Raw genomic sequence first — 13,175 nt, forward strand, 5'->3', positions numbered from 1 at the left:
CCAATAATAAAAAATATTTACATTAAACTTATTGAATGTAAATAAGCACTATGGATAGTATAGAAGATTTATAATTTGTAGTCAAGCCTTACTTACTATATTATCAGAATAAATAACTGGTAATTTAAATTTCCTCTTCCTTATATATGCTATTTTATGTTTTATCAATTCTGTATATTTTATACGACAATATTTGTGATAGCTTTTCATTATTCATACTCTTTTTTAACCTTACCTACTTTTATAAAAATTATTCTTTCCTTAATAGTAGCTCTCTACTTTTTATATTAAATCTCCCATTATTGATCTCTTATTGCTCATTTCATATTATTATTATCTTCTTTACTCTTTCAATTATATGCTTCTACTATTTTGTCTACGAATAATTTAATTACTTCTGTAATAATATACTTATTTTATTTACTAACTATCCTTTTTATTTATATCAATATTTTTATTCACTTACTAATCCACTTCTTTAATGCTACTTTTACTTTAATCATTTTAATTAACAAACTCCTACTCTTTTTTTATGACTTCTTTTATAACCTTATCCTACTAATATACCTCTTTTTATTTCATTACCTTAATAATCTTTTTTCTTATTTTTACTCCTCTAATTATTCATAATCTCCCCCTTATATCTTAGATCATTAAACTTTACTCCCTTTACATTTTACTTATCACCTCTCCATTATCTTTATTACTTTTATTCCTATTTACTTATTTATTCACTTTAACTTATTCCTTTCTACACTTTTTTCCTTTTCTTTACTTAAACTTCAAGTTTTTCTTTAATTTCATCTTTTTCTCTTTATTTTTTTTCTTATTTCTCTTGAAATATTTCTTTCTATATTTATTACACAAAATATCCACATGTTTTTTGACATCCTATCTTGTGGATATTTTTTATCTAAGGTTGATTTTCCACAGGTAATTTGATATTATAAAATTACTTGTAGATAAGTTGTTAATTTCATTAAGTTATTCACATTCTGTTGATAAAGTTGTGTATAACTTATATTTTTTCCTTTTTTTTTGCATTTTTTAATGTTTTAAGGTTTTTTTTCATCTTAATAACTTTATCCACACACTGTTTAGTACGTTTATTTCACTTTTTAAATTTTAAATTTTTATCATATATGTTGATTACTTTATTCACATGTTGACAATACTTTAATAACTTGTGCATAAATAAATAAAATAGGAGGATTAAGTATGTCGCCGCTGTATCAAAAGCAATGGGAAGCTATCCTTAGTATTATAGAACTGGAGACATCAAGTGTAAGCTTTAATACTTGGTTTAAAGAAACTGAGCTCTTATCTATAGAAGATAATACTCTATTCATTAGTGTAAAAAACGAATTTACAAAGGAAATTCTTAATACACGCTATATAGAGCTTATTCGTAATAGTGCTCTCCAAGTTCTTAATAAGGATTACAATATAAAGTTCATGCTTCCAAATGAACAAACTACTACTGAACAAAAAGCTGCAAAAAGAAATGAGCAGCTTCAAGACCCTTTAAATAATCCTAGTAACTTAAACCCTAGATACGTTTTTGATAGTTTCGTAGTAGGTAATAGTAATCGTATGGCTCATGCTGCAGCTTTAGCTGTTTCAGAAGCACCTGCTAGAGCTTATAATCCACTCTTTTTATATGGTGGTGTAGGTCTTGGTAAGACTCACCTTATGCATTCAATTGCTCACTATATTTTGGATCAAAACCCTAGTGCTAAAATTATCTATGCTTCTTCTGAGAAATTTACTAACGAACTTATTAATTCAATTCGTGATGATAAAAACGAAAGTTTTCGTAATAAATACAGAAATATTGATGTGCTTTTAATAGATGATATTCAATTCATCACAGGTAAGGAACGTACTCAAGAAGAGTTCTTCCATACTTTCAATGCACTTTATGAAGCTAATAAGCAAATTATTATTTCTAGTGACCGTCCTCCTAAAGAAATTGAAACTTTAGAAGAGCGTTTACGTTCTAGATTTGAATGGGGCCTTATTGCTGATATTCAAAGTCCTGATTTAGAAACTAGAATCGCCATCTTAAGGAAGAAAGCCGAAATAGAAAGCTTATCTGTACCTGAAGACGTTCTTTTATTCATTGCTAAAACTGTTATATCTAATATTCGTGAGCTTGAAGGTGCTTTAAATCGCATTTTAGCTTTTTCTTCTCTTACTAATAAACCTATTACAGTAGAGCTTGCTAATGAAGCTCTTAAAGATCTTATTTCTAAGGACAGGCCTAAAATTATTACAGCTGAATATATTCAAGAAATAGTAGCAACTTACTTTCACCTCAAACCAGAAGAACTAAAATCTTCTAAGAGAACTCGTAATATTGCTTATCCAAGACAAATAGCAATGTATCTTTGTCGAAAGCTCACAGATCTCTCATTACCTAAGATTGGTGAAAAATTTGGTGGTCGTGACCATACTACTATTATTCATGGCTTTGAAAAAATCTCTAGGGAACTTCAAACTGATATTGAGCTTACTCAAATGCTTAATGAACTTGAATCTAAAATTACAGCTAAATAAATCTGTGTATATTCATGTGAAATTAACGTGAATGTTTTGTGGATTATTTTTGTGATTTTTTTTTGATGTTAGTATTGTGGATAAGCCTAAAGTAAAACTTTAACTCATCCACATGTGTATAAACATCATTTTTTATAACGATAGTAATGGCTTGAAGGGGTTATCCACAGTACCCACACCCCCTACTACTATTATTGCTAAATTAACTTTAATAATTGTATTGGTTTTACACGAAAGGAGATATCCACATGCATATTTATTGCAGACAAGATCTTTTGCTTAATAGCATCAATACTGTGCTTAAAGCATGTTCAACAAAAACTACGATGCCTATTCTAGAATGTATTCTTTTGAAGGCTTCTAATAACAAACTTACTTTAGTAGGTAATAATCTTGAATTAGGAATCGAAAGTACTATTGATGCTGATGTTATCAATGAAGGTTATATTGCTCTAGAGTCTAAGATTTTTTCAGAAATTATAAGAAGAATGCCCGGAGAAGTTGTTGAAATTTCAACAGATGATAATTTTATGACTAGTATTATTAGTGAAAAGTCTAAATTCCAGATTGCTGGTCAATCGGGTAAAGATTTCCCTGCTCTTCCGGACGTAGAAAAAGCAAATATTTGCACTGTTAATCAATTAGCCCTTAAAGAAATGATTCGCCAAACCATTTTCTCAGTAGCACAAGATGAAACGAGGCCTATTCTTACAGGTGAAATGCTACAAATTAAAAATAATAATCTAAATATGGTATCTGTGGATGGTTATCGTATTTCATATAGACAGCTTCAACTCTCAAATGAGAATGGTGAAATTGAAGTTGTCATTCCAGGACGGACATTATCTGAAATCAATAAAATTTTGACTAGTGAAGAAAAAGAAGATGTAACAGTTTATTTTGGCGATAAACATGTACTCTTTGATTTAGGAGATAGTAAAGTTGTTTCTCGTTTACTTGAAGGTGAATTCCTTAAATATGAGCAAGTATTTTCGCCTGATTATGAAACAAAAATCTTGGTAGATCGTAAAAACTTCTTAATGAGTATTGAACGTGCAGCTTTAATTTCTAGAGAAGGTAAGAAGAATCCTATTCGCGTAGAAATTAATGGTGAAAAGATGATTATTACTTCTAATGCTGAGCTTGGTACTGCTCGTGAGGAACTTGATGTAATACTTGAAGGTAAGGAAATTACAATTGCATTTAACCCTAAGTACTTAATAGATGCACTTAAAGCAATTGATGATGATAATGTATGTATTCACTTTATCTCATCCCTTACACCTTGTATTATTCAACCTGAAGAAGGGGAACACTATAAATATTTAATTTTACCAATCCGTGTAAATGCATAATTATATGAGATATAATCGCTCTACAATTCATTTTAGAATCTTAGAGCGATTTATTCATTGGTATTTTGTATACAATATACTTTAAAAGCGAAGGAGAATGAAAATGAAAGAGATTAAGATTGATACTGAGTTTATTAAGTTAGATCAGCTTATGAAATATGCGTCAATGGTACAAACTGGCGGAGAAGCTAAAATGCTTATTGCAGGAGAGTTAGTTTTAGTGAATGGAGAGATTTGTACTCAAAGAGGCAAAAAAATAAGACCTGGTGATGAGGTCTTGTTTGATGGAGAAACCTATAAAGTTAATTAACTAACGAGGGAGGCTTTATGTATATTAAAGAGTTAGCTTTAACGAATTTCAGAAATTATGAAGAGCTAAACATTTCCCTAGATAAAGGTATTAATATTTTTAAAGGTGATAATGCTCAAGGAAAAACCAATATTCTTGAGTCTATTTACCTTTGTGCAACTGCTAGATCACATAGGACTCATAAAGAGAAAGAAATTATCAGGTGGAATGAAGAAAGTGCACATGTAAAGCTTGCCGTTCAGAAAAATTATGTACAAGATATTATCGATTTTCATTTAACATCTAAGGCAAAGTCGGCTATAATTAATCGCATGCCAATCGGTAGATTAGGTGAACTATTCGGATGTCTTAATATTGTGATGTTTTCTCCTGAAGATTTGCAGCTTATAAAAAATAGTCCTAAAGAACGCAGGCGTTTTATAGACATTGAATTGTGTCAAATTGATAAATTATACTATTACTCTCTTCGTCAATATCATAAGGTTCTTAAACAACGTAACTTAGCTCTAAAGCAATACTTTAGTAATAAAGACGCATCTATGCTAGATGTATGGGATATGCAACTTGAAGAATATGCTTCTGCTGTTATTAAGAAAAGGCATGAATTTATCCAGGAAATTAATGAAATTGCTTCTAAAATTCATGATGATATATCTGGTCATAAAGAAAAGCTTCAAGTTATATATGAGCCTAACGTAGAAGTTGGAGACTTTGGAAAGAAAATGTTAAAGTATAGAGAGAAAGATATTCTTTATCAGACAACTTCTATAGGTCCGCATCGAGATGATTTAACCTTTTTGATTAATGATATGGATGTTAAGACCTATGGCTCTCAAGGACAACAACGCAGTGTAGTTCTTTCTATGAAACTAGCAGAATTAAATATTATGAAAAAATATATAGGGGAAGAGCCTATTCTTTTACTTGATGATGTTCTTTCTGAATTAGATCATAATAGGCAGGGGGACTTATTTAAGTACACACAAAATATTCAAACCTTAATAACTTGCACAGGAATTGAACAAAGTGTATGGAATACACAAAAAATTGGAAAACTATATAATGTAAAAGCAGGAAGTATAGAAAATATCGGCATATAATAATTTGGTGTATTTTTTATAATTGTTAGTAAATTTGCCTTTATTAATACTTTGGTATATAATAAAACTTGGATGATTATGAGTAAATATTAAAGGAGTGAGATCTTAGTTATGGCAGCAACGTACGATGAAAATCAAATACAAATATTAGAGGGGCTGCAGGCGGTACGAAAAAGGCCTGGTATGTATATAGGCAGTACCTCTTCCAAAGGTCTTCACCATCTAGTATATGAGATAGTAGACAATGCAGTTGATGAGGCATTAGCTGGATTTTGTAGCTTTATTAAAGTTACGATACATGCAGATAATACAATATCTGTTATCGATAATGGGCGTGGTATTCCTGTAGGAATTCACCCACAAAAAGGCATATCAACAGTAGAAGTCGTATTTACCATTTTACACGCAGGTGGAAAATTTGGTGGTGGAGGTTATAAGGTATCTGGAGGTTTACATGGTGTAGGTGCATCAGTAGTAAATGCACTTTCAGAATGGCTTACAGTAGAAGTGTATACAGATGGAAAAGTACACCAAGAAAAGTTTTCAAGAGGTGATGTAGTACAACCTCTCACTGTTATTGGTGATACTGATAAAGTTGGAACTTATGTACGTTTTAAACCAGATACTGAGATCTTTGAAGAAGTTATTTTTGATTATAAAGTTTTAGAACAACGCTTAAAAGAAACTGCGTTTTTAACTAAAGCTCTTAAGATTCAACTAGTAGACGAGAGAGAAGGTCAAGAGCAAAATAAGACCTTCCACTATGAAGGTGGTATTAAGGAGTTTGTACAACATCTTAATAAACATAAAACACCTATCTATGACGAGATCTTTTATTGTGAAGGAGAGAAGGACGGAATAGCAGTAGAAGTAGCGTTCCAACACAATGATAGTTACGTTGAAAACCTTTTTAGTTTTGTTAATAATATAAATACACCAGAAGGTGGAACTCACCTTTCAGGATTTAGAACGGCAATTACAAAAAATCTAAATGATTATGCAAGAAAAATGGGTCTTTTAAAGGACTCAGATAAAAACCTAACAGGAGATGATATCCGTGAGGGTATGACTGCTGTTATCAGTATTAAAATCGGAGATCCTCAATTTGAAGGACAAACTAAAACCAAACTTGGATCTAGTGAAGCAGCTGGAGCAGTTCAATCTGTATTTGGTGACCAATTAACTTATTTCCTTGAACAAAATCCTAATGTAGGAAAAGTAATTGTTCAAAAAGGTGTAATGGCAGCAAGAGCTAGAGATGCAGCACGTAAAGCAAGAGAGCTTACACGTAGAAAGAGTGCTTTAGAGGGAAATGCCCTTCCAGGCAAACTTGCAGATTGTTCAGAAAAAGATGCTTCAAAATGTGAAATATATATTGTCGAAGGGGATTCAGCTGGTGGTTCTGCAAAGAGTGCACGTTCCCCTAAAACACAAGCAATCTTACCACTTAGAGGTAAAATTCTTAATGTAGAAAAAGTTAGAATTGATAAGATGCTAGAAAATCAAGAAATCCGTAATATGATTACAGCGTTTGGTGCTGGAATTAGTGATGACTTTGATATTAGTAAATTAAGATATGGAAAAATCATTCTCATGACTGATGCCGACGTAGATGGTGCCCATATTAGGACCCTTCTACTTACATTCTTATACAGATACTATAGAGAACTTATTGAGCAAGACCATGTATACATTGCTCAACCACCACTTTATTTAGTTGAAAAAAATAAGAAAAAGCATTATGCATTTGATGATAAAGAATTAGAAAAGTTACTCGAAGAAGTTGGTAGAACAGGTATTACCCGTATGCAACGATACAAAGGTCTAGGAGAGATGAATGCTGAACAGCTTTGGGAAACAACTATGGATCCTGAATCAAGAGTACTTGTTAAAGTAAATATTGATGATGCAGCAGCAGCAGATGAAATCTTTACTAAGCTTATGGGTGATGATGTTGAACCAAGGCGCCAGTTCATTAATGAACATGCTCATAAAGTAACTTATCTAGATATTTAAGGGCAAGGAGAATAATAAATGGATACAAATGATGTAACTTATGACAGAATTATTCATAGAGATATTAACGATGAGATGCAAAACTGTTATATTGATTACGCTATGAGTGTAATCGTATCTCGTGCCCTTCCAGATGTACGAGATGGATTAAAACCAGTTCATCGTCGTATTTTATACTCTATGAGTGAATTAGGGTTAGGTTCAGATAAACAATATAGAAAATCAGCACGTATTGTCGGGGATACCATGGGTAAATATCACCCTCATGGTGACTCTTCAATTTATGGTGCGATGGTACGTATGGCGCAAGAATTCTCTACGAGATATCCTCTTGTAGATGGACAAGGTAACTTTGGTTCTATTGATGGCGATAGTCCAGCTGCTATGCGTTATACTGAAGCACGTATGAGTAAAATGACAGCTCTCATGCTAGCTGATATTGATAAAGATACGGTTGAATTTAGACCAAACTTTGATGAATCATCTAAGGAACCCTGTGTTTTACCATCAAGATTTCCAAACCTATTGGTTAATGGTTCATCAGGTATTGCTGTAGGTATGGCAACTAATATTCCACCTCATAACTTGACTGAGGTTGTAAACGGTGTTATTAGAATGATCGATAACTATATGGGAGAAAATGAAGAGCACGAAGTCCGTGAAACAGAGATAGAAGAGCTTATGGCTATCATTGAAGGCCCAGACTTCCCTACAGGTGCTACTATATATGGACGATATGGAATTGACCAAGCTTATAGGACCGGTAGAGGTAAAGTAAAAGTTAAAGCTAAAGCTGAAATTGAAGCAATGCAAGGTGGAAAGAATCGCATTGTTGTTACAGAGATTCCTTACATGGTTAATAAGTCATCACTTATTGAAAAGATGGCAGACTTAGTTAAAGAAAGAAAAATAGATGGTATTACAGATATTCGCGATGAATCAGATAGAAATGGTATTTCTATGGTGATTGAGCTTAGAAGAGATGTAAATCCAACAGTTATCTTAAATCAGCTTTATAAATATACCCAATTACAAGATACTTTTAGTATCAATATGCTTGCTTTAGTAGATGATAAACCTAAAGTTCTTAACTTAAAGCAAATTCTTGAAGAGTATTTAAAACATCAAAAAGAAGTTGTAACAAGAAGAACGCAGTTTGAATTAAATAAAGCTGAGGCTAGAGCACACATATTAGAAGGACTTCGTAAAGCTTTAGATAATATTGATTTAGTAGTTTCTCTTATTCGTGAATCAGCAAATGTTCAAGAAGCTAAAGATAAGTTAATGGAAGCTATTGAGCTTACTGAAATTCAAGCTCAGGCAATTGTTGAGATGAGGCTTCGTGCTTTAACAGGTCTTGAAAGAGAAAAGATTGATCAAGAGTATGCAGAACTCCTTGAAAAAATTGAATACTTAAAATCAATTTTAGCTAGCGAGTATAAATTATTAAGTGTTATTAAAGATGAAATTACAGAAGTAAAACAAAAATATGGTGATGGGCGTAGAACTGATATTACGATTGATGAAGATGAATATGATATTGAAGATCTTATTGATGAAGAGAATATCGTTGTAACAATCACTCAATTAGGTTATATCAAACGTATTCCATTAGATACCTATAAAAATCAAAATAGAGGCGGTAAAGGAATCATTGGTGTTAATACAATTGAGGATGACTTTATCAAACAACTTTTCGTAACCACTAACTTTAATTATATTATGTTCTTCACTAATAAAGGGAAGGCATATCGTATAAAAGGTTATAGAATTCCTGAAGCAGGAAGAACTGCTAGAGGAACAGCTATTGTTAACTTATTAGAGTTAGATAAAGATGAAAAAATTACTGCAGTATTTCCAATTAAAGAATTTGAAGATAATACATTCTTAACAATGGTTACTAAAAAAGGACAAATTAAGAAAACACCTCTAAAGGATTTTAGGAACATTAGGAAAGGTGGGCTTATTGCACTTTCTCTTAACGAAGAAGATGAGCTAGTTGATGTACATCAAACTACATCAAAAGATGCTATCTTGGTAGCCACTAGAAATGGTCAAGGTATTATGTTCGATGCAACAGATGTAAGACCAATGGGTAGAACAGCAAGAGGTGTACGTGCTATTAATCTAGGTGAAACTGATGAGGTAATAGGAGCAACTGTACCAAAAGAAGGTGAACAGATTCTTACAACTACAGAAAAAGGGTTAGGAAAGAGAACACAAATAGAAGCTTTCAGGGCTCAAAAACGTGGTGGTAAGGGCTTAAGAATTAATAAAATTACTGAAAAAACAGGTTGTATTATTGGTGTTGCTTCAGTAAGTGAAGAAGATGAGTTACTACTTATTACTTCTCAGGGTATTATTATTCGTATTAAAGTTGCACAAATTTCTTCTATAGGCCGTAATGCTCAAGGTGTTAAATTAATAAATGTTGCTGATGATGTACAGGTTGTATGTATGGAAAAAGTAAATGAAGAATTCATTGATGATAATGTTGAAGAAGCTTCTATAACAGAAGTATCTGATGAAGACATTGTTGATGAACAAGAATAAGTAGAGGAATAAATGAAGAAGGTAATCTTATTTATTCTTTGCACAGTATTAATAATAACAAGTGTAGGTGGGGCATATATCTATTATGTTAAACATAATGGTGGTGCGCTGCCTACTTTTATAAATAAACCTACATCAAGTAAAAAGTATATCATCAAAAAAGCAGGGAACATTGTAGCAGAGGCTGATACTGAAGAAGAAGCTGTGTCAAAAGCAGAAAAGATTAAAAGGAGTATAGCGATTAATACATTGAATAATGAATGGGTTTATAGTAGTTTTAAACCTTTTCTTATTATTACAGATACAGCAGTGCATGACTTTGATAACTTTAAAGAAGCAGTTAATTATGCTAAAGATAATAATCATGATAAAATCTATTTTAATAGTGACTCAAACCTTATTTGGAAAAATCAAAATAAGGAAATAGAGATAGAGCCCCTTAATGTTCCTTTGATTAGGCAATATCCAGAATTACCCAGAGGCTGTGAAGTAACTTCACTTGCAATGCTACTTCAATATATGAATATAGATATTGATAAAATGACATTGGCTAAAAACATAAAAAAAGACGATACTCCTTATTATAAAGATAATAAGGGAAGAATCTATTATGGTAATCCATATGATGGATTTGTGGGAGACATGTACAATATCAAAAATAATGGATATGGTGTGTATCATGGACCAATAACTGAGTTAGCTAAAGAATATGTTGGAGATAGTGCAATCGATTTAACAGGAGTAGAATTTAGTGACATTACTTATTTTTTAAAACAGGGATATCCTATATGGGTGATTACTAATGCAACATATAAACCTCTAGATGATACATATTTTGAAATCTGGCATACTCCATCTGGAATTGTAAAAACGACTAATAAATTACATGCTGTTATAATAACTGGTATTGATAAAGAGAATGTATATATTAATGATCCTTTTTCGACTTATCCTAATAAAGCCGTAAATAAAAATGATTTTAAATTAGCGTGGGAACAAATGGGACATCAAGCAATTACAATTATAAAATAGAAATAGGGAGGAATAATAATAAAAATTCTTATTTTACTTAAAAATATTTAATTTATACTAAATATTAATTGTAAACTACTGTATAAGATGATATCATAATACATAAGATGTTATTATTTATCATTCCAACAAATACTTTACTCATTTAAATTGGAATAAGAATATAAGCTAGTAAAAAGTATTCTTTTCCTATGAAATAAGAAACTGTGCAAATAACAAATTAATAAATGAGTTAAGATATTTTTATACGTGAAAGGTAAAGCATCAAAGATATTCCAACAAATTTTACCCTTACGTTTTAATACGGAAGGGTCTTTTTATATTAAAAAAATGATATTAAAAAAGGCTTGACATAAAGAATAACATTTGATAATATATATCTTGTCCTGAGAAAACAGGGAATAATAAATATTGATAATTCGGAGAAGTACTCAAGTTGGCCGAAGAGGTGCCCCTGCTAAGGGTATAGGTCGGGTTAACCGGCGCGAGGGTTCGAATCCCTCCTTCTCCGCTTTGTTTTTTTTTGAAGAAAAAACAAAAAAGCTTGACATAAGTTAAGGTATAATTTATACTTATGAAAGTGCTTAAAAATGAACTTTGAAAACAAAATAGTAACTATAAACCAGTCGATTCATTACGTCTCTAATAAGAGATGAGAATCAGTACAACTTGTACTAAGTAAAATAGTCAGTAGTAGAAATACTACACGGACAAACTTTTTTATGAGAGTTTGATCCTGGCTCAGGATGAACGCTGGCGGCGTGCTTAACACATGCAAGTCGAACGAAGTGATAGGAGCTTGCTCCTAGAACTTAGTGGCGGACGGGTGAGTAACGCGTGGGTAACCTGCCCTATGCAGGGGGATAACGTTTGGAAACGAACGCTAATACCGCATAAACTATCGGTAATCGCATGATTATTATAGTAAAGATTTATCGGCATAGGATGGACCCGCGTTGGATTAGCTAGTTGGTGAGATAACAGCCCACCAAGGCGACGATCCATAGCCGGCCTGAGAGGGTGAACGGCCACATTGGGACTGAGACACGGCCCAAACTCCTACGGGAGGCAGCAGTGGGGAATATTGCACAATGGGCGCAAGCCTGATGCAGCGACGCCGCGTGAAGGAAGAAGGTCTTCGGATTGTAAACTTCTATCAGCAGGGAAGAAAAAATGACGGTACCTGACTAAGAAGCTCCGGCTAACTACGTGCCAGCAGCCGCGGTAATACGTAGGGAGCGAGCGTTATCCGGATTTACTGGGTGTAAAGGGTGCGTAGGCGGTTTGTTAAGTCAGAAGTGAAATTTAGGGGCTCAACCTCTAAGCTGCTTCTGAAACTGATGAACTAGAGTGTGGGAGAGGAAAGTGGAATTCCGAGTGTAGCGGTGAAATGCGTAGAGATTCGGAGGAACACCAGTAGCGAAGGCGGCTTTCTGGACCATAACTGACGCTGAGGCACGAAAGCGTGGGGAGCAAACAGGATTAGATACCCTGGTAGTCCACGCTGTAAACGATGAATGCTAGGTGTCGGGGCTTACGGGTCTCGGTGCCGAAGTTAACACATTAAGCATTCCACCTGGGAAGTACGATCGCAAGATTGAAACTCAAAGGAATTGACGGGGACCCGCACAAGCGGTGGAGCATGTGGTTTAATTCGAAGCAACGCGAAGAACCTTACCTAAACTTGACATCCCGATGACCGAAGGGTAATGCCTTCTTTCCTAGCTTGCTAGGACATTGGTGACAGGTGGTGCATGGTTGTCGTCAGCTCGTGTCGTGAGATGTTGGGTTAAGTCCCGCAACGAGCGCAACCCCTATCTTTAGTAGCCAGCATTAAGTTGGGCACTCTAGAGAGACTGCCAGGGATAACTTGGAGGAAGGTGGGGATGACGTCAAATCATCATGCCCCTTATGTTTAGGGCTACACACGTGCTACAATGGCTGCTACAAAGGGAAGCGATCTCGCGAGAGTCAGCAAACCTCAAAAAAGCAGTCCCAGTTCGGATTGTAGTCTGCAACTCGACTACATGAAGTTGGAATCGCTAGTAATCGCGAATCAGAATGTCGCGGTGAATACGTTCCCGGGTCTTGTACACACCGCCCGTCACACCATGGGAGTTGGGGGGGCCCAACGCCGGTGACCCAACCCTTCGGGGAGGGAGCCGTCTAAGGCAAAACCAATAACTGGGGTGAAGTCGTAACAAGGTAGCCGTATCGGAAGGTGCGGCTGGATCACCTCCTTTCTAAGGA

General features: G+C 33.9%; 7 protein-coding genes, 1 tRNA gene and 1 rRNA gene. All 9 read left to right on the forward strand.

Features of this window, described 5'->3' with window-relative positions:
- Positions 1 to 1,218: 1,218 nt before the first annotated feature.
- The 9 genes from dnaA to EKH84_RS02905 all read left to right on the forward strand — a co-directional run bounded on the left by dnaA (position 1,219) and on the right by EKH84_RS02905 (position 13,168).
- Positions 1,219 to 2,559, forward strand: coding sequence for a chromosomal replication initiator protein DnaA (gene dnaA / locus EKH84_RS02865; RefSeq protein ID WP_127065083.1), 1,341 nt, complete (start codon positions 1,219 to 1,221; stop codon positions 2,557 to 2,559).
- Between the two features lie 248 nt (positions 2,560 to 2,807).
- Positions 2,808 to 3,914, forward strand: coding sequence for a DNA polymerase III subunit beta (dnaN, locus tag EKH84_RS02870; protein ID WP_013655065.1), 1,107 nt, complete (start codon positions 2,808 to 2,810; stop codon positions 3,912 to 3,914).
- Between the two features lie 103 nt (positions 3,915 to 4,017).
- Positions 4,018 to 4,224, forward strand: a complete 207-nt coding sequence (locus EKH84_RS02875; RefSeq protein WP_190283465.1) for an RNA-binding S4 domain-containing protein — start codon at positions 4,018 to 4,020, stop codon at positions 4,222 to 4,224.
- 17 nt (positions 4,225 to 4,241) lie between these two features.
- Positions 4,242 to 5,324 (forward strand): DNA replication/repair protein RecF, encoded by a 1,083-nt coding sequence (recF, locus tag EKH84_RS02880; protein WP_127065085.1) that lies wholly within the window; start codon positions 4,242 to 4,244, stop codon positions 5,322 to 5,324.
- Between the two features lie 111 nt (positions 5,325 to 5,435).
- Positions 5,436 to 7,340 carry a DNA topoisomerase (ATP-hydrolyzing) subunit B gene (gene gyrB / locus EKH84_RS02885; RefSeq protein ID WP_127065086.1) on the forward strand — a complete coding sequence of 635 codons (1,905 nt, stop codon included), beginning with the start codon at positions 5,436 to 5,438 and terminating at the stop codon, positions 7,338 to 7,340.
- Positions 7,341 to 7,358: 18 nt separating this feature from the next.
- The gene (gene gyrA / locus EKH84_RS02890; RefSeq protein WP_013655069.1) at positions 7,359 to 9,893 is read left to right on the forward strand and encodes a DNA gyrase subunit A; all 2,535 of its coding nucleotides are present in this window, start codon (positions 7,359 to 7,361) and stop codon (positions 9,891 to 9,893) included.
- A gap of 12 nt (positions 9,894 to 9,905) precedes the next feature.
- Positions 9,906 to 10,925 (forward strand): C39 family peptidase, encoded by a 1,020-nt coding sequence (locus EKH84_RS02895; RefSeq protein ID WP_127065087.1) that lies wholly within the window; start codon positions 9,906 to 9,908, stop codon positions 10,923 to 10,925.
- Positions 10,926 to 11,346: 421 nt separating this feature from the next.
- Positions 11,347 to 11,436: transfer RNA gene (locus EKH84_RS02900), tRNA-Ser, on the forward strand.
- A 207-nt stretch (positions 11,437 to 11,643) separates the two neighbouring features.
- Positions 11,644 to 13,168: ribosomal RNA gene (locus tag EKH84_RS02905) — 16S ribosomal RNA — on the forward strand.
- Positions 13,169 to 13,175 lie beyond the last annotated feature (7 nt).

It is taken from the genome of Cellulosilyticum sp. WCF-2, from assembly GCF_003990395.1.
Taxonomy (GTDB): Bacteria; Bacillota; Clostridia; order Lachnospirales; family Cellulosilyticaceae; genus Cellulosilyticum; species Cellulosilyticum lentocellum.